Source organism: Hymenobacter sublimis (assembly GCF_023101345.1).
GTDB lineage: Bacteria > Bacteroidota > Bacteroidia > Cytophagales > Hymenobacteraceae > Hymenobacter > Hymenobacter sublimis.
The window spans coordinates 2,081,707-2,100,237 of sequence record NZ_CP095848.1; the positions used below are offsets into that span (position 1 = coordinate 2,081,707).

Sequence of the window (18,531 nt, forward strand, 5' to 3'; positions counted from 1 at the left end):
AAAGCCTCGCCAATACATGGCGAGGCTTTTTAATGTATGCATCCAAGACCCTATTTCAGCACCGAAGCTAGGGTAGCGTCCAGGGCATCACCGCGGAGGTTTTTGGCGATGATGCGGCCCTGCGGGTCGAGCAGGTAGGACTGCGGAATGGACTTGATGCCGTAGGTCTGGCCGGCGGCGCTTTCCCAACCTTTCAAATCCGACACGTGCGTCCAGGTCAGCTTGTCATTCTGAATGGCCTTGAGCCACTTGCCCCGATCCTGGTCGAAGGACACGCTGTAAATTTCGAAGCCCTTGCCTTTGAATTTGTTGTAAGCCCTTACCACATTCGGGTTTTCCTGGCGGCAGGGGCCGCACCAGGAAGCCCAGAAGTCGATCAGCACGTACTTGCCGCGCAAGCTGCTCAGGGTTACGGCGTTGCCATCGGGGCTGGGTAGGCTGATTTCGGGCGCCTGCACGCCCACGGCCGTCGTGCGCAGGGGCTCCAGCCGGGCTACCAGGGCCTTGGTGTAGCGGGAGTCGGGCCGGTTTTTCTTGAGCACGTTGGCTACTGAATCGGCCAAGGCGAAATTATCGTCGGGGTTAAGGACGCTGGTTACCACGAAGGCTGACACTACCGAATTCGGGTTGCGGCGCACCAAACGGCCTAAATCGGCCGAGCCCTGCGTTTGCAAGGTCATGGCGCGCTGCTGCAATACCGCCAGCGAGTCGGTGCGACCCTGCTGGGCAGCTTGGGTGTAGCGCTGTTCCAGGCGTTGCATCTGCTGGCGCGAGGCCTGCATGCTGCGGCTAATCTGCTGGAGCATTTCCGAGTCGGGGGAGCCTTTCACCGTGTAGCTTTGGCCCAATTGCTGGGCGTCGCCGGTCAGCGTTACTGGCCGGCCGTTTTCCAGGGCGAGCAAAGCTTGGTTCTGCTCATTGAGCTTGACTTGGTAAATACCCGCCTCGGTCAGGGACCCGGTAAAGCGAAACTGACCTTTCTCGTCCACCGTAGCCGTATCCCGCGACACAAACTGCGTTTCGCCTAACTCCGCCAAGTACACTTTCGTGCCCGCCGGGGCGTTTTGCAGCTGGCCGCTAAGTTGGTAGCCGCTGGCATCGGGGCTGGTGGCGCTGGCCGTGGGCGGTGTGTTTTTATTGCAGGCGTTGGTCATGCCTAGCAGGGCACCCAGGTAAAGCAGGCTTTTCATCTTGGACATCTTTCGGGAAACAGACCGGTGGTAGCACCGTGTGGCAATGGACGTAGAAACGGGCCGCAAGTTGCCGATTTTGCCCGGAATTGCGGCCGTGCTTGCCCGCCTTCCTACACGCACGGGTGCCGCTTTGGTTCCGGGCTCCGGCCAGACTTGCGGCCCTAGCTTAATCCAGGGGCAAGTACTGGGCTATTTTCTGCCCTAGGGCCCGCCCCCGCAGGTTGCGCGCCAGCACCCGGCCCTCAGGGTCAAGCAGTACCGAGTACGGAATGGAGCGCACCCCGTAGGCCCGGGCCGCCACGCTTTGCCAGCCCCGCAAATCCGAGACGTGGTGCCAGGTTAAGGCGTCGGCGGCAATGGCTTGGTGCCACCGCGCCTGGTTCACGTCCAGCGATACGCTGTATATTTCCAGGCCGCGACCATGAAACTGGGCGTAGATTTTGCGCAGGTTGGGACTTTCCTGGCGACAGGGGCCGCACCAGGAGGCCCAGAAGTCAACCAGCACATACTTGCCGCGCAGGCTGCTCAGGGCCAGTTTGCTGCCATCAGGGCGGGGTAGGTTGATGTCCGGGGCAACGGCCGTAGTCGGGGCACTCGTAATGGAGGTAGCCGGCCGCTGACAACCGGCCAGCAATAGCAGCGTGGTCAGTCCACTTATGGCGTAACGCAACAGCATAGGAAAGCTATCAGAAGGCAGGTGATTTGTCGGACCGGACTGCGTTGAAACAAAAAACCACCGGCTGCCGGGCCAGTGGTTTTTGTCTTGGTAATGTCGTTTACGCCTCTAGCTTCTGGCGCAGCAGCTGGTTGGCTAGCTTGGGGTCCGCTTTGCCGCCGGTCAGCTTCATTAGCTCGCCCATGAACATGCCAGTCAACGACTTTTTGCCGGCCCGGTACTCGGCAACCTTGGCCGGATTGGCGTCCAGCACCTGCTGAATCATGGTTTCCAGGGCTCCGGCGTCGGACTGCTGGAGCAGGCCCTGGGCTTCCGCGGCGGCGGCGGCGGTTTGCGCGGGGTTCTCAAGCAGGTAGGGAAACAGCTGCTTGCTGGCCACTGAGTGCCCAACCTTGTTTTCATCGATGAGCCCGATGATGTCGGCCAGGTGCTGGGGCGTGAGCGGAAACTGAGCCAGGGTAAGCGCCCGCTCGTTGAGGTAGGCTTTCACCGGACCAGTTACCCAGTTGGCGGCGGCCTTGGCGTTGCTGGTCAGGCGGGTTAGCTCGTCGAAGTACAGGGCTACCTCCTTCTCGGCGGTCAGTACGTTGGCATCGTAATCGGAAAGGCCCAGCTCGCCGGTAAAGCGGGCGTACAGCTGCTGGGGCAGGGCTGGCAGGGCCGCCTGCACGCGGTGCAGCCACTCATCATCGATAATTACCGGGGGCAGATCGGGCTCCGGGAAGTACCGGTAGTCGTTCATGGTTTCCTTGCTGCGCTGCCCGTTGGTAGTGCCCGAAGCGGCATCGAAACCGCGGGTTTCGCTGTCGATTTCCTCGCCGGTTTCCACCAAGGCAATCTGCCGCTCAATTTCGTACTCAATGGCCCGCTGCACGTTGCGGAAGGAGTTCATGTTCTTCACCTCCACCTTGGTCCCGAACTGGTCGGCCCCGCGCAGCATCACCGAAATGTTGGCGTCGCACCGCAGGGAGCCTTCCTCCATGTTGCCGTCGCAGATGTCCAGGTACTGCACCAGCTTCTTGATTTCCGAGAGGTAGGCGTAGGCTTCCTCGGCGGTCCGAATGTCGGGCTCCGACACGATTTCAATCAGGGGTACGCCGGCGCGGTTCAAATCCACCAGGGTTTCTACCTCCCCGGCCAAGTGCATGGATTTACCCGCGTCCTCCTCCATATGGATGCGGGTAATGCCGATTTTCTTGGTTGAACCGTCGGAAAGGCGGATTTCTACGTGGCCGCCGGTGCAAATCGGGGTTTTGTCCTGGGTAATCTGGTAGCCCTTGGGTAGGTCGGGGTAGAAGTAGTTTTTGCGGGCAAACAGGTTGTCGCGCCGGATGTGGCAGTTGGTGGCCAACCCCATTTTCATGGCGTACTCCACGGCCGTGTAATTCACGCGCGGCAGCGTGCCGGGGTGGCCTAGAGTAATGACACTCAAGTTGTTATTGGGCAGGGCGCCGTACTCGTTTTCGTCGGAGGAGTACATTTTGCTGCGGGTGAGCAGCTGGGCGTGTACTTCCAAACCAATGACGGGCTGGTATTTGGCTTTGATGCTTTCGTCCATAGAACCGCTAATTCGCGCTGATTAGGCTGATTGCGCTTGTTTTTTTTTTGCAAAGTAAGCACTATTCCGGCGGAGCCATGAAGTTGTCATTCGGCGCGGGAGCAAGGAATCTAAGTTAGCCTCTGATGAGTAACTTAGATTTCTTGCTCCTGCGCGCAATGATACGTTTACCAAGAGCGCCAAGTCACAAACTAATCGTTAAATACCGGGATGTAGGTAGCCTGGAAGGCGTTGCCGGCTTGGTTGTAAGCAGCCGCCAGCTTCTGGTTTTGCGTGTTATACAGGTTGATGTGGGCGTTCATCTGGTCGGCCTCGGCCTTGGTCAGTTGGTTTTTGCGCTCCATCAGCGGTTTCATCTGGGCGGCCTGGGTGGCGGCAAACGAACCATAGAACTTCACTAGGTTGCGGGCCGCGTCGCGGTAGCGGGCGTCTTTGCCGCGGAAGGGGGTAATGGTCGCCAGTTCCGTAGTAGCCGTTTTCGAATCTTCCATTAGCTGCAGGCGCGCCACCTCGAAAGCGCCCGGATCTTGGGCACTCAGGGCATCCGTGAGGCGGGCCGTGGCCTTTTCAATTCGAAACTGAGCTAAATACACTTTATGCTGGTAGCTGTTCACCTCCGACACCTGCCGCATATACTCGGCCAGGCGCTTGCCCTCCGGATCTTCCGACAGAGTCATGCCGTGGCGCCGGGCAAAGCGGTGCTGGGCCGCATCCACCGAGTCGTTGACTACCTGCAGCTTGGCTTCGGCAATTTCCTGCAGCCGGAAGTACTGCTCCATATTCTCCACGGTGGCCGTGCGGGTAGCAGCCAGCATATCTACGGCCTTGTAGTCTTCGGAGTAGATTTTGAGCAGGGCCAGAATGGCATCCGTGGTTTGGTCCTTGAAGCCTTTGTCGTCCTGAAAAGCGGGCAGGCGGCCAATCTTATTCAACGACAGTTCCGTCTGCTTAATTAGGTCCTGGCGCTTGGCGTCCACCTTTTTCTCATTGTCGGAGTGGGCTGATTTGCTGATGTAGCGCAAGTTTTTCTTGAGCATGGCCCGCTGCTCGCTCACAATAAAGTTGTTGTAGGCGCCCGGGTCCGTAAAGGTCTGGGCGCGCGTGAGGGTAGGCAGGCCAACGAGCAGACCGGCCGTAAGTAAGAGGGTAGAAAAGCGCATAGAGAATGGGTAAGGTGAGTTTATTAATTTATGTTGAACGTGACGGGAACAGCACAGCGAACCGGTACGGGCAGGCCGGCTTTGCGGCCGGGCCCAAAGCGGGGCAAGCCCTTTACTACCCGAATGCTTTCCGCGCTTAAACTAGGAAATATCGAGTCCTTGACGTGTACATTACGCACTTGCCCGGTTTCGTCAATCACGAAGTATACCAGCACTTTTCCCTGCTTACGCCCGGACAGGGCATCAGCAGGATAGTGGAGGCGCTCCGCTATGTAGCGCAATATTCCTTCCTGCCCACCCGGGTACTGCGGCAGCGTGATTTCCACCTCCTGACATGTCCGGGAGGTACTAGCGACCGGCACGCACTCGGTGCTTCTGAGGGCGCCGGCAACGTACAGATGCCGGTGGCGGAGCTGCCCCGCTTCATTGTAATAGAGTTGGGGGCCGTGCAGGTGCTTTCCTCGCTTTTCTTCCTGCCACTGCAAGCGGCCGTTAGCCTGCCACTGGGTTGTGCGCACAAGAGTATCACCCTGCGATTGACGACTGGTTTGGACGACCTGGCGTAAGTCGCCGCCGGCGACGGTAAAGACACTATCGGTCCAGTGCACGGGGGCCGTTGCGTACCGATCCACGATGTAGGCCACGTCGTTATTGACGAAGATTTCTTGGAACGCGTAGTCGAGGTAGAAGGTCTTGGTAGGCTGCTGAGCGGCCACCGTTCCGGATAGTGTCAGTAGTGCCAGCGCAGAAAGGCACTTCATCCACATCGAGCCTAACTGGTTGCCTACCGGGTAATCCCCTCGGGAATCTCTGAACTTATAAAATGCTATTTTCACTATAATCCCCCTTGGCGAATGGCAAACGTGACGGGCAGCGTAAACCAGACATCAGCCAGTTCGCCGTCTAGGCGGCCTGGCGTCCAGCCGTGCAGGCTATTGACCACGCGCAAAGCTTCTGCGTCGAGGTCAGGGTGGAGACTTTTCCGCACATGGGCCTGTTGCACACGCCCTTGCGTATCGACTTTAAACTCCACCTGCACTTTGCCTGCTACCCCTTGCCGAATAAGTGGCCGGGGGTAGTTCGTGCGATGCTGAACAGTAGTCAACAAAGCCATAAGTCCGCCAGGGTACTCTGGAAACACCAGCAACTCAGGAGCGGGCAGAGCGGCTCTATCGGGCGTCAAACTACTGGCGGTTAGCTGCTTGCCCGACGTATACGTACTGCGTCGCTTTAAGGTCCCAGTCGGGTAATACGTAGTAAGCTCTCCGTTCAGCTCGTCGGCAGAATAGTGTTCATTAAGCTGCACCTGCCCATTTTCATACCAGCGGGTATGCTGGCCGTTCATGATACCTTTCTTCAGGTTGGCGTACACGAACTGCTCGTATAGCTGGCCCGAGGGAAAATACTTTTTCACCACGGCGCCTGGTCCGGTTTCTGCACGCACGGTATCGGCGCGGAACTGTACGCCCGGGCCAAAGCCCAACGTACTCAGAAAGGGCTGCTGATGATAGAAGTCGTTGAGGGTCTGGCCGGGCTGCTGGGCTTGAGCGGCGGTAGCAAGGGTTAACGCCAGTACGGTTGAGAGGCTGAAGCTAGAAAGACGCATGCGGCAGAGGTATATAACAGAATACCTGTACTTATCAGATTATAATAAAAGCAGGAAAGCCGTTTTTAGTCGGATATTCTGTCTGAACAATATCAGCCCGAATATCCGACTAAAAACGGCTTTCCTGCAACCATCTGCTAGCTTACCCCAGCGCCTTGGTTACCAGCTCCTCGGCTTTACCAATAGCCGCCGCTAAGCCGGCCACGTTCTTGCCGCCGGCCGTGGCGAAAAAGGGCTGACCGCCACCCCCACCCTGGATTTCTTTGGCTAGCTCCCGCACCAGTGTGCTGGCGTTGAGCTTACCGCCTTTGGCCAGCTCATCGTCGAGCATGACAGCTAGCTGGGGCTTGCCTTCTATTTCAGCGCCGAGCACGGCCACCAGGTTCGGCACCGACTGGCGCAGGTTGAAAGCCAGCGTCTTGAGGCCATCGGCGGAGGTAGCCTGCACCTGAGCGGCCAGGAAGCTGACGCCGTTGAGCGGTTTCACCTGGCCCACCAGCTGGTCTTTCTGCTGGTTGATGCTCTGCTGGGCAAACTGCTCGATTTGCTTGCGCAAGCCGGCAATTTCCTCGGTTTGCTTTTCGATGCTGGGGATGAGGTGCTGGGGGTTGCCCAGGGCCTCGCGCACCTGCGCCAGCAAGTCGAGCTGCTGGTTCACGAAGGCTTCGGCAGCCTCGGCTGTTACGGCCTCAATGCGGCGCACGCCAGCGCCCACGGCGCTTTCCGAGGTGATTTTGAAGAAGCCGATGTCACCGGTGGTGCGCACGTGGGTACCGCCGCAGAGCTCCACCGAGAAGTCCCGGTCGAAGGTGATGACGCGCACAAATTCCCCGTACTTTTCGCCGAACAAAGCGGTAGCGCCCAGGCTCTTGGCCTCGTCGATGGGCACGTTGCGACGCTCATCCAGCGGAATCTGCTGACGAATGCGGGCGTTGACCAGGGTTTCTACCTGGCGCAGCTGGTCGTCAGTTACCTTGGTGAAGTGCGAGAAGTCGAAGCGCAACAGCTTCTCGTTTACCAGGGAGCCTTTCTGGGCCACGTGCGCGCCCACTACTTCGCGCAACGCGGCTTGCAGCAAGTGGGTAGCCGTGTGGTTGCGCTGAATCTGGGCGCGGCGGGCATGGTCGTAGCGGGCGGTGAACTCGGCGTCCAGGTCCTGGGGCAGGTCCAGCACGGTGTGCACGATGAGGTCGTTTTCCTTTTTCGTGTCCAGCACGCGCACCTTGCTCAGGGCCGACTCGAGGTAGCCGGTGTCACCAATCTGCCCACCCGACTCGGCGTAGAACGGGGTCTGATCCAGCACCACTTGGTACTCGGTTTTGCCTTTGCGGTCGGTGCGGCGGTAGCGCAGAATGCGGGCCGGGGCCTGCTCCTGGTCGTAGCCCACGAAAGCCGGCTGCTCTTCGGATTCCGTCACGATGGTCCAGTCGCTCTGCTCGGCCTCCTGGGCGTTGCGGGAGCGGTTTTTCTGGGCCTCCAGCTCTTTTTTGAAGCCTTCCTCATCTACCGTCAGACCCTTTTCGCGGGCAATGAGGGCGGTTAGATCCAGGGGGAAACCGAAGGTATCGGACAGCTCGAAGGCGGTTTTGCCATCAATGCGGTTGCCGCCGGCCCGGAAGCCCTCCTCCAGGGTTTCGAGGCGACGCAGGCCGTTTTCCAAGGTTTTGAGGAAGGCAATTTCTTCTTCCTCGATTACGCGCTGCACAAACTGCTGCTGCTGCTTAAGCTCGGGGAAGATGCCCGCCATCTGCTCGGCCAGCACGGGCACCAGCTTGTAGAGGAAGGGCTGCTTCTGGTTTAGCGACGAGAAGGCGTAACGGACAGCCCGGCGCAGGATGCGGCGGATTACGTAGCCGGCCTTCACGTTGGAGGGCAGCTGACCGTCGGCAATGGTGAAGCTGATGGTGCGGATGTGGTCGGCAATAACGCGGATGGCAATGTCCGTTTTCTCGTTTTCCGTGGCCGGCTGGTCGTTCACGGTGGCCGGGGCGGTGCCGTGGTACTGCAGGCCTACCTCCTGGGCAATGAACTGAATCAGAGGCTGAAACACGTCGGTGTCGTAGTTCGACTTCACGCCCGACACGGCCATCATTAGGCGCTCGAAGCCCATGCCGGTATCCACGTGCTGGGCGGGCAGCTTCACCAGGCTTTTGTCGGCCAGGCGCTGAAATTCCATGAACACGTTGTTCCACACCTCCACTACCTGCGGATGGTCGGCGTTAACCAGCTCACGGCCCGATTTGGCGGCCACCTCGGCCTCGTCGCGCAGGTCGATGTGGATTTCGGTGCAGGGGCCGCAGGGGCCCGTGTCGCCCATCTCCCAGAAGTTGTCCTTCTTATTGCCGGGCAAAATCCGGTCGTCGGTGGTGTACTGGCGCCACAGCTCCTGGGTCTCGGTGTCAGCGCCCAGGCCGTCGCCCTGGTCACCCTCGAAATACGTCACGTAAAGGCGGTCTTTGGGCAGCTTGTATACCTGCGTGAGCAGCTCCCAGGCCCAGGCAATGGCGTCTTTCTTGAAGTAGTCCCCGAACGACCAGTTGCCCAGCATCTCGAACATGGTGTGGTGGTAGGTGTCGTAGCCTACCTCTTCCAGGTCGTTGTGCTTGCCCGACACGCGCAGGCACTTTTGGGTGTCGGCAATGCGCTTAAAGGGCGCGGGCTTGTTGCCCAGGAAGTAATCCTTGAACGGGGCCATGCCCGAGTTGATGAACAGCAGCGTGGGGTCGTCCTTCACCACAATGGGCGCCGAGGGCACGATGTGGTGGCCTTTGGAAGCAAAGAAATCCAGAAACTGCTGGCGGACGTGGCTGGCGGTGGGGAGTGACATAAGGCAGATAGTACGCCAACGGCGCGTTGGCACTCGTAAGGTTCGTTGAAATTGGCAGCGGCCGGTATTTTGGCTACTTTTCGGCTTCGAATGACAAGCCGGAGCGGGCAAAGTTAGCCCTCTTTACAGAAGTGAGAAACCCGAAATGAAAGCTGAGCTTTCCAGCACCGTTTTTCCGCTCCTTTTCTCACCCTCCTCGTCCTCACCGCTGAGTTCCCCTTCCCATGCCATACAAAGAGCGCGACATCGAAAAGCAGTACTTCACCATCGGGGAAGTAGCGGCCCAGTTCAACGTAGCCCCCTCGCTGATTCGTTTCTGGGAAACCGAGTTTGAGGAGTTGCGCCCGCGCAAAAGCAAGAAGGGCAACCGCCTCTACACACCCCAGGACATCGATATTTTCCGCACCATTTATCACCTGGTCAAGGAGCGCGGCTACACCATTCCCGGCGCCCGCGACATGCTCAAGCAGAAGGGTCCCCAGCTCAAGGAAAAAATCGACGTGATTCAGAGCCTGGAGAAAATCCGCAAGTTCATGGTGACGATGAAAAAGGAGCTAGACGCCATTGGCAAGGCGCAGCAGGGGTAGGATTAGGATAGGTATTGGAATAGACGCGAAATTAAATCAGAGTAAAATGTATTATACCTTACTTGATATATCTTTAATATTGTTGAAATATATCATTATGCTGTCATTATTAATTTATAATAGAAATAGAATAAGAGGCATCATAAATTTTGTTTCATTCTTTAGAAAAAAGGAGTTGACAGAATCTGAAGCCAACTTACTAGTACAGGAATATAACTCACTGCTAGGTTTCGTTAAATGGTTTCCAGACAAGCATAAATATGCAGTAATGTATACACATACTGATTTTTATGATTTTTACCGCAGTTCAAGATCGAGAATCAGATTTCTAATTTATTCGTTTATAGCAGTGATACTATTGTCATTTTTTGTTGATTTCCTAAAATTCATGGCTTACATATAAGCCATTCAGGACAATATTATCAGCTTCAGGCACACCTTCTCTGACTTTCAATTCATTATTCTTATTCTTGGTAGTAGGCGTCGACCGTATTTACTAAGTACTACTTTTTACTATGTCTATTACTACCCTCGACGATACCCTCCTCCACGAAGTCGCCCTCACGCTTTTTCCCAACGTCGGGCCGCAGCTGACGCGGCAGCTGATGAGTTACGGGGGCTCGGCCCGGAACGTGCTGCACCTGCCGCCGGGCAAGCTGCGCAAGATTCCGGGGGTAGGCCCGGCCACCGTGGCCATCCTGACCGGGGCCGGGCGCACGGCCGCCCTAAACCAGGCCGAAGCTACCCTGCGCAAAGCCGAGAAAGAAGGAGTACAGCTGCTGTTCTACACCAGCAAGCAATTCCCGAGCCGCCTAAAGCACCTACCCGACGCACCTACCCTGCTCTACTACCAGGGTACCGCGGACCTCAATCAACCCAAAACCGTGGCCATAGTGGGCACCCGCAAGGCCACCGACTACGGCCGGGAGCAGACGGAGCGGCTGGTTAAGGGCCTCGTTTCGCACAGGCCCCTGGTGGTAAGCGGACTGGCGTATGGCATCGACATTGCAGCTCACCGCGCGGCCCTGCAGGAAGGCTTGGAAACGGTAGGCGTGATGGCGACGGGCCTGGATAAGCTCTACCCGCCGGCTCACCGCAAAACGGCCGAGAAAATGCTTACCCAGGGCGGGCTACTCACGGAGTTTCCCTTCGGCACCCCACCCGACAAGTATAACTTCCCCGCGAGAAACCGAATCATTGCCGGCCTCGCTGATGGCACTGTAGTAGTGGAGGCTGCCCGCAAAGGCGGCGCCCTGATAACCGCCGAGCTAGCCCAGAGCTACGACCGAGACGTGCTGGCCGTACCGGGCCCCCTAGGCTCAGCCGCCTCCGAAGGTTGCCACGAGCTGATTAAAGCCAACAAAGCCGCGCTTTATTCCGAGCCGGAGGACCTGGAGCAACTGCTCAACTGGGATGCGGCCTTGCACCTGCAGGGCAAGTTTAAAGGCCCCGCTACCTACGACGCTGACGATTTTACCCCCGCCGAGTTCGGGGTGCTGACCGTGCTACAAGCGGCGCCTAATGGCGAAGAACACCTCGATACTCTGGCCTGGAAAGCGCAATTTCCGGTGCACCAGGTGGCCTCTTTACTGCTGGGGCTGGAGTTCAGAAGCGTCGTAAAAGCTCTACCTGGCAAGCGCTTTGCCCTTCTGTAACAGTCAGCAACTAAGCCCTACCCCTTACTTCTGCCTCTTACATGCTGCTGTATAATGGTCAGCTCGTTACGGAATCCGATGTGGCACTGTCGCTACCCAATCGGGGGCTGTACTATAATGACGGTTTTTTTGAGACGATGGTACGGGACCAGGCGGGCATCCGTTACCTGCCTCACCATCTAGCGCGTATGCAGCGGGCCGCGCAAGCACTGGGCCTCGCGCTACCACCCGAATTGCAGCCTGACCACCTCGCCGTGACCCTCGGGCAGTTGGTGGCAGCCAACGCCGAGCATGCAACGGCCGGGCCGCAGCGTATCCGGCTGCAGGTATGGCGGGCCGGGGCAGGACTCTATACCCCTACCACCACCGCCTGCCAGTGGCTGGCTACTACCCAGGATTTCGCCCCGCAGGATGCGCCCGTAGACCAAGCCGGTTTTTCCGCCCGCATTTTCTCCTCGTACTCCCCTTTTTCCTTCTGCAAGGGGCCCAACGCCCTAACCTACGTGCAAGCCGCCCGCGAGCGGGACCAGCGGGGCTTGGGCGAGTTAGTGTTACGTTCCGCCGATGGCTACGTGGCCGAAACCGTAGCGGCGGGTATTGGTTGGATCAAAGAAGGCACGGTCTATACGCCCACCGAAGCTACGGGCGCCGTGGCCGGTACTCGCCTGGCTTACTTGCGCACCGTGGCGCACCGCTTGGGAGTTGTGTGGCAGACCGGCCGCTTTCTGCCCGCCGAGGTGCTGGCGGCGGAGGCAGTGTTTACAGCTAACGTGGCCGGAATCCGGCTGATTCGGCGGTTGGAGACAGTGTCGTTTGGGGCGGCGGAGCATCCGTTGCTTCAGCGCTTACGCGCAGCAGAGTAGCCAGAAGCTCCTACCCCCGGCTGCCAGGCAGTTGGCAGCGCATCTGCAGCCAGCTTTCTTCGTACTCCAGTAAGTCGGCTTCCGTAATATCATTTTGAGCCAGTACCTCGGCCCGGTCGCGGTGGCCGGCATCCAGGGAGTACAAGGCTATCCAGGCCCGCTGACGGCGGGTTAACGTAGTGGCACACGTAGGTATAGCAGCAGGATAGAGTAAACTAGTGGTAGTCATAGTTCAGCCTACGACGCCGCCCTACAAGTTGGATTTTATCGGGGCGTTATAAATTTACTACCGCTTGTCTGTCAACCGACTATGTTCTGGCTAGAGCAACTGCCGCAGGGTCGCCCGTCGCCGCAGGCGCAGCCAACTATCGACGAACTCCGCCAAATCGGCTTCCGTGACGCTGTTCTGTTGGAGAACCGCGGTCCGGTCATGGCGGCCAGCTTCCAGGGAGTATAAAGCTATCCACGCCCGCTGCTGACGGGTTAGGGTTGAAGTGGCTGGTAGGATAAGCGGGGTAGAAGTTGAGGTCATGCCGCAACATACGGTAAGGCTTATGTAGCTGGATTTTTTTAGTTCCTTTTTGGCTTATTTTTATCAAGATATTTCACATTCTCCGTTATAGCTTACTCATAATCAATTATATCCAATTATTATTATCTGCAATCTAAGGCGCATTACTTGATTATTAAGCTTACCTCTAGTGGTGCTGGGCAGGTGTGCGGCTACCATGCATAGCACGTATTGCATATCATGCGCTGCAGCCTATTTTCCTTGTTGGTACAGTTCCCACACGCCAGCAGAGCGAGGCCTCATACGCAGCCAGCCCCGTAGCACTAGGTAAGGCGACAGGACATATAAGAACAGGTGTTTCAATATCGTTCCGATCAATCGGAACAGACTACCCCCTATTAATCCGGCGCAGATGTCGGCCAAAAAATTGTCTATTGTGCGGGCAACCTTATACCGCTACCGGGGCCTTGATGGCGGGCCAGGGGTTGTAGTTTTCCAGCTGGAAGTCCTCAAACTGGAAGCCGAAGATGTCCTGCACGGCGGGGTTCAGGTGCATTTGAGGCAGGGGGCGCGGTTCGCGGGTTAACTGCAGGCGGGCCTGCTCCAAGTGGTTGCTGTAGAGGTGGGTGTCGCCGCCGGTCCAGATGAACTCGCCGGGCTCCAGGCCTACTACCTGCGCCATCATGAGGGTAAGCAGGGCGTAGGAAGCAATGTTGAAGGGCACGCCCAGAAACACATCGGCGGAGCGCTGGTAGAGCTGGCAGCTGAGCCGGTTATCAGCCACGTAGAACTGCACCAGGGCGTGGCAGGGCTGCAGCTTCATCTGGGGCAAATCGGCCACGTTCCAGGCGGATAGCACGATGCGACGCGAGTCGGGCGTTTGGCGCAGCTGGCGCACAATGTCGCTGATCTGGTCGATGGTTTGGCCGTCGGGGCCAGTCCAGGCGCGCCACTGCTTGCCGTATACGGGGCCTAGCTCCCCGTTCTCATCGGCCCACTCATCCCAAATACTGACGCCGTGCTCCTTGAGGTAGGCAATGTTCGTGTCGCCGCGCAGAAACCAGAGCAGCTCGTAGATGATGCTTTTCAGATGCACTTTTTTGGTAGTGACCAGCGGAAAGCCTTCCTGCAAATTAAAGCGCATCTGGTAGCCAAACACAGAGAGCGTACCGGTGCCAGTGCGGTCGGTTTTGCGGGTGCCGTGGTCGAGGATGTGTTGGAGCAGGGTGTGGTACTGGCGCATAGGTAGAAAAGCGAGGCAACGTGACTCGTCAAAAGTACAGAAACCCGCCTTGCACCCTGCATCCACCGGACGAATTTCGGTGGCCGCGGGCGGCTAGCGAGCCGTAATACTGGTTAGCTCCAAGTAGAAATACTGTTGCCCGCCAAACTGCGGGTTGGCCGGCCCCGTGTAGGCGCGGTACTGGCCGCTGAACGTTACCAGCTGGCCTACCTGCCGCAACTCAGCCGGCAAGGCACACACGATGCCATCATATACTGAGTCAATAGAGCCCGGCACAAAGTAGCTCACTACGTACGCCTGAAGTACCGTGTCAAACACAACACGCCCCTTCCATTTATCGGCCCGCATCAGCACATCAGACTTTGCTTTACAAGCGGCCTGGGCCGTTTCGTCCTCCTTTTTGCAGCTGCCTCCACCCAGGCATATTGTTCCGGCAAGTAGGTAAGGTAGGATCTGTTTCATGTGGTCTAAGTGGCTGAGGTGTACTCACTGTAGAAGATGTACCCGCTGAAAAGGTTGCATCAGGTGGGGCCGCCCTCTTACCTCACTTCGTTAGGCTACCCATGAGTTGGACCAATAATGCCTGCAAAGCAGTTAGGCCATCGGAACCATAGAGAAAACCGTGGCCGCCCGTGGGGCGCGACGCAAAATGCCACTGCGGCGCTTGCGCGCTGTGCTGTTGATAAATAGCCGCTACCTCTTGATAGGGTGAGACATCATCATCTTCGGCATTTAGAGAATACAGCGGCGGACCGCTAGCCAGCGTTTGGAAGCGTAGAGGCCCTAGGCTGCTCACGGGCATGGCTGATAAGGCGTAAAAACCAGCAAAGCCCCGGGGCTGCTGGCAAGCGTACCAGAAGGCCGCTGTTCCACCGTTCGACATTCCGCCCAGATAGATACGCCGGGCATTCACGTGGTAGCGCGCCTGCACCTCAGCCACCATTTGGCGCACCGCCGCCAGCGCCACCTTGTGCTCCAACCATCCAAACGACTTACGTCCATACGGGTAGAGCACGAGGGCCCGCTGTTCCTCGGCCGCCCGGAAGATTGGTTCCTGAGCTACTCCTGGGTCATTGATGCGAAACTGCGTGGCACTGGCTACGCCGCCGTGCAAGTAAACCAACAGAGGCGCCGGCGTGGTGGGGTCGTAACTCTGCGGCACGTATACCAGGTAGGGGGCCCGTACGGTGTCAGCCGACACCGTGTAGCGGGCAAAACCGGGGACGGCGGACCCGTACTGCTTCCGGCGGGCGGGGGATGGCAGGGCGTTTTGTTGGGTACTTGTTAGCCACTGCTGAGCCGCCTGTTGAGCTGCTTTTTCACGCCGTTGGGCATGGGCCTGCATCTGCGCCAGAAAATAGCGCCATTGCGGCGTATCATACAGGCTGCGCAAGCCAGCCTCCTGGGCAATATTACGGACGTCTTGAGCGGTAACGGGCAGTTCGGCAAAACGAGGAATTCGAAGCAGCCACTGCAAAGCTTGGGTGCGGTAAGCCGGGCAGTTGGCCGCCGCTATGGTGCCGGCAAATACATCAAACGGACCAGCCTTCGTACTATCAGCGAAGGCAGCCTGAAATTCCTGCACGGCCCCGCAGTAGTCTTGCTGGCCCATTTTGGCAGATGCCCGCTGCAGCTGCTGGTCGTAGTTCTGGGCCTGACCTTTAGCGGCCCAAAGTCCGCAGCATAGGCCTACTAGGATGCTTATTCGACGCATAGAGAGATAGTAGTAGCATAAATAGAGGGCCACAAAAAAGCCACTTGAATAAAGTGGCTTTTTGGCGGAGGAGCTTACTTCTTACAGCGACTTCACGGCTGGTGCGGCAGCCGGAGCGGGCGTTACCGAAGCAGTTTTGGCGCCTTTCTTCATGCAGCAGGATGAGCCGGCGGCGGTGGCTTTGGCGCAGGTTTCTTTCTTGCCTTTCTTACCGTCTTTGCCCTCATGAGCGGAAGCGGTACCAACGAAAGCAAACAGGGCCAGGGCGAGCAGGGCGTTTTTCATGTCAGGGGAAGATGATGAGTGGAGAAACAAAAGCGGGAAAATAGCGGTTGGCTTCACACGTCTGCCAGACGGGCTACGGCCGCTTCTAAAGTACACAAAATAAGTACATACAGCAGCTCAAATCAACACCTTTCCCGCAGCTGGCCTTAGTTTCGGGTTGCCTTACCGGAACTACCCCGCGTAGCTACTTTACCTTTCGCCGCCCATACGGCGCAGTGGCGGAGCCCGGCCCCGGCCGGTTTTCACTGTTGCGCTACCCCTTATGCCGCTTCGCAAACTCGCTCATCTTACCCTGCTGGCCCTCGGACTGCTTACGGCGTTGGCCGTGTTTTTCGCGGCTCAGCTGCGCTTCAATTATAATTTCAACGACTTCTACCCCGCCGGCGACCCGGACCTGGACTACTACCTGCAGTACTCCGACCGCTTCGGCAACGACAACGACTACGTGCTGCTGGGCCTGGAAGCACCGGCCGGCCAGACCGTATTCGAGCCCCGTTTTCTGGTGAAAGTCGATTCCTTGACGCGCTTTATTCAGGGCCGCCGCCACGTCACGCAGGTGTCCTCGCCCACCAACGCCGTGAACCCGGTGGTGGAAGGACTGGGCGTGTTCAACGTGCCCTACCTCCACCCCCAGGACCCCAGTCGCCGCGCCCAGGACTCCGTGCTGGTGTACCGCACGCCGGGCCTAGTGGGCAACCTGATTTCCCGGGATGCCCGGGCCGCTACCATTCTCTTCCAAACTTCACCCAACCTGAGCAAGCCCCCCGGCGACTCCCTGCTGGCGGCTGTGCGTGCGGAGCTGCAGCGCCAGGGCTTCGCGGAAAACGAGTACCACCTGGCCGGCAAAATGGTGGCGCAGTCGGTGTTCGTGGACCGGCTGCAGGTGGAGCTGATGGTGTTTATGAGCCTCTCGGTGGTGCTCGTGACGGGGCTCTTGTGGCTCACATTTCGGACCTGGTGGGGCGTGGTGCTGCCCCTGGTGGTGGTGCTGGGCGCCATTGTGTGGGGCCTGGGGCTGATGTCGGCCTGCGGAATAAGCATTGACCTGATGACGGCCCTGCTGCCGGTGATGCTGTTTGTGGTGGGCATGTCCGATACTATTCACATCATCACGCGCTACGTCACGGAATTGGGCTACGGGGCCAGCAAGAAGGATTCCTTACGCATTGCCCTGAAGGAATCGGGCTTCGGCTCAGGACTCTCGGCCCTGACGACCAGCATCGGCTTCTTTACCCTGATGACCAGCACCATCCGGCCGATTTATAACTTCGGGCTGTTTACGGGCATTGCCGTGCTGCTCACCTTTGCCCTGAGCTTTACTTTGCTCCCGGCCATGCTGGTGCTCCTGGGCAAGCCCCAACTGCGGGTGCCCCGCCAAGACGGCCACAGCTGGGACGGAGTGCTGGGCCGCCTGTTCCGGGTGGTGCTGGCCCGGCGGCATTGGGTGGTGGCTATTAGTGGACTGGTGCTGGTTTTGTCGGTGGCCTCGGCCTCGCGCATCCGTATCAATTCCGCCCTGCTCGACGACCTATCGAAAAACGACCCGGTGAAGCTGGATTTCAAGTTTTTCGAGCGGCAGTTTGCCGGCGTGCGGCCCTTTGAGCTGGACTTGAAGCCTGCCCCGGGTCGCACGATCTACGACCTGGACGTGCTGCGCCAGACCGAAAAGATTGAGGGCTACCTGCAAACAACCTACGGGCTGAACTTCGTGGCCTCGCCGGTTACCATCATCAAATCGGTGCGCAAGGCCTTGAACGGTGGGCTGCTGGAAGAATACCGCCTCCCCGATTCCGAGGCTGAACTGCAGCGCCTGACGCGCAAGGTGAAGCTGTTTCGCAAGAAGCCGGAGTTCCGGGCCCTGGCCCTGCCCGATGGTTCCGAGGGCCGCCTGACCGGCCGCATGCCCGACGTGGGCAGCATCCGGGCCGACGCGCTGAATGCCGATTTGCGCCGCTACCTCCGCGCTTCCGTGGACAGCACCGTGCTGCAGACGCGCCTGACCGGCTCGGCCAACCTCATCGACAAAAACAACTCTACCCTCACCCTGAACATGATTACGGGCATGAGCATTGACATTGTGATGGTCACGCTCATTGTCCTGCTCCTGTTTCGCTCCCTGCGCATGACCCTGGTGGTGCTGGTGCCCAACCTGGTACCTATTCTGATTGTGGCGGGCGTAATGGGCGCGGCCGGCGTGAGCATGAAGGTGAGCACCAGCATCATCTTCACCATTGCTTTCGGTATTGCCGTCGATGATACCATCCACTTTATCAGCAAGCTTAAGCTGGTGCTGCTGGAGGAGGCCAGCTTGTTTAAGGCCGTGCGCAAAACCTACCTGATGGCTGGCAAAGCCGTTATCGTCACCTCCCTGATTCTGGTGGGCGGCTTCTCGACGCTAATCTTTTCCTCCTTCGACGGTACGTTTTACGTGGGCCTGCTCATTGGCTTGACCCTGCTGTTTGGGGTAGTAGCCGAGCTGACCTTGCTGCCCATCCTGATTCTGGCTTTCTACCGGCACCGGCCCAAAGAAATCCGTCAGCCGGTGCCGGCGCTGGGTGGCTGAAGCCCTTAAAAGCCGCTGCTAGCACCGGGCGTTACCGCTGGGCAGTTCAGCTGGCCCACTCGTGCTAGCCGAGGCAAAAAGCGCTTTGGG

At 58.3% G+C, this 18,531-nt stretch carries 17 protein-coding genes; 4 read left to right on the forward strand and 13 right to left on the reverse strand.

The features are described from left to right. Positions 1-50: 50 nt before the first annotated feature. From MWH26_RS08800 to alaS, 7 genes are all read right to left on the reverse strand, one after another. Entirely contained in the window at positions 51-1,199 is a 1,149-nt protein-coding gene (locus MWH26_RS08800; RefSeq protein WP_244696235.1) for a TlpA disulfide reductase family protein, read from the reverse strand. 160 nt (positions 1,200-1,359) lie between these two features. Beyond that, positions 1,360-1,869, reverse strand: coding sequence for a peroxiredoxin family protein (locus MWH26_RS08805; RefSeq protein WP_247976908.1), 510 nt, complete (start codon positions 1,867-1,869; stop codon positions 1,360-1,362). A gap of 100 nt (positions 1,870-1,969) precedes the next feature. Continuing rightward, entirely contained in the window at positions 1,970-3,427 is a 1,458-nt protein-coding gene (gene gatB, locus MWH26_RS08810) for an Asp-tRNA(Asn)/Glu-tRNA(Gln) amidotransferase subunit GatB (protein ID WP_247976909.1), read from the reverse strand. Positions 3,428-3,618: 191 nt separating this feature from the next. Then, positions 3,619-4,587 (reverse strand): LIC11966 family surface protein, encoded by a 969-nt coding sequence (locus MWH26_RS08815; protein ID WP_247976910.1) that lies wholly within the window; start codon positions 4,585-4,587, stop codon positions 3,619-3,621. Between the two features lie 23 nt (positions 4,588-4,610). Next, on the reverse strand, positions 4,611-5,348 hold the full coding sequence (locus MWH26_RS08820; protein ID WP_247976911.1) for an energy transducer TonB: 738 nt from the start codon (positions 5,346-5,348) through the stop codon (positions 4,611-4,613). A 74-nt stretch (positions 5,349-5,422) separates the two neighbouring features. Beyond that, positions 5,423-6,193, reverse strand: coding sequence for an energy transducer TonB (locus tag MWH26_RS08825; RefSeq protein ID WP_247976912.1), 771 nt, complete (start codon positions 6,191-6,193; stop codon positions 5,423-5,425). A 142-nt stretch (positions 6,194-6,335) separates the two neighbouring features. Beyond that, the gene (gene alaS, locus MWH26_RS08830; RefSeq protein ID WP_247976913.1) at positions 6,336-9,020 is read right to left on the reverse strand and encodes an alanine--tRNA ligase; all 2,685 of its coding nucleotides are present in this window, start codon (positions 9,018-9,020) and stop codon (positions 6,336-6,338) included. A gap of 224 nt (positions 9,021-9,244) precedes the next feature. Here alaS and MWH26_RS08835 point away from each other — a divergent pair, with 224 nt between their 5' ends. The 3 genes from MWH26_RS08835 to MWH26_RS08845 all read left to right on the forward strand — a co-directional run bounded on the left by MWH26_RS08835 (position 9,245) and on the right by MWH26_RS08845 (position 12,125). Continuing rightward, complete coding sequence (locus MWH26_RS08835; RefSeq protein WP_244696240.1) at positions 9,245-9,607, forward strand: MerR family transcriptional regulator; 363 nt, start codon at positions 9,245-9,247, stop codon at positions 9,605-9,607. A 515-nt stretch (positions 9,608-10,122) separates the two neighbouring features. Next, positions 10,123-11,262, forward strand: a complete 1,140-nt coding sequence (gene dprA / locus MWH26_RS08840) for a DNA-processing protein DprA (protein ID WP_247976914.1) — start codon at positions 10,123-10,125, stop codon at positions 11,260-11,262. Positions 11,263-11,303: 41 nt separating this feature from the next. Beyond that, positions 11,304-12,125 carry an aminotransferase class IV gene (locus MWH26_RS08845; RefSeq protein WP_244696242.1) on the forward strand — a complete coding sequence of 274 codons (822 nt, stop codon included), beginning with the start codon at positions 11,304-11,306 and terminating at the stop codon, positions 12,123-12,125. 10 nt (positions 12,126-12,135) lie between these two features. On the opposite strand, the gene MWH26_RS08850 is transcribed toward MWH26_RS08845, so the two are convergent. The 6 genes from MWH26_RS08850 to MWH26_RS08875 form a co-directional block, all read right to left on the reverse strand. Beyond that, complete coding sequence (locus MWH26_RS08850; RefSeq protein WP_247976915.1) at positions 12,136-12,354, reverse strand: hypothetical protein; 219 nt, start codon at positions 12,352-12,354, stop codon at positions 12,136-12,138. A gap of 90 nt (positions 12,355-12,444) precedes the next feature. Next, positions 12,445-12,657, reverse strand: coding sequence for a hypothetical protein (locus MWH26_RS08855; RefSeq protein ID WP_244696244.1), 213 nt, complete (start codon positions 12,655-12,657; stop codon positions 12,445-12,447). A gap of 427 nt (positions 12,658-13,084) precedes the next feature. After that, a complete protein-coding gene (locus MWH26_RS08860; RefSeq protein ID WP_244696245.1) occupies positions 13,085-13,879 on the reverse strand; it encodes a thymidylate synthase in 795 nt (264 codons plus the stop codon). Positions 13,880-13,972: 93 nt separating this feature from the next. Beyond that, a complete protein-coding gene (locus MWH26_RS08865; protein WP_247976916.1) occupies positions 13,973-14,341 on the reverse strand; it encodes a hypothetical protein in 369 nt (122 codons plus the stop codon). Positions 14,342-14,423: 82 nt separating this feature from the next. Further along, positions 14,424-15,593 carry an alpha/beta hydrolase family protein gene (locus MWH26_RS08870; RefSeq protein ID WP_247976917.1) on the reverse strand — a complete coding sequence of 390 codons (1,170 nt, stop codon included), beginning with the start codon at positions 15,591-15,593 and terminating at the stop codon, positions 14,424-14,426. Between the two features lie 81 nt (positions 15,594-15,674). After that, the gene (locus MWH26_RS08875; protein ID WP_244696248.1) at positions 15,675-15,878 is read right to left on the reverse strand and encodes a hypothetical protein; all 204 of its coding nucleotides are present in this window, start codon (positions 15,876-15,878) and stop codon (positions 15,675-15,677) included. A gap of 262 nt (positions 15,879-16,140) precedes the next feature. On the opposite strand from MWH26_RS08875, the gene MWH26_RS08880 reads away from it, so the two are divergent. Further along, positions 16,141-18,441, forward strand: a complete 2,301-nt coding sequence (locus tag MWH26_RS08880; RefSeq protein ID WP_247976918.1) for an efflux RND transporter permease subunit — start codon at positions 16,141-16,143, stop codon at positions 18,439-18,441. Positions 18,442-18,531: the final 90 nt, after the last annotated feature.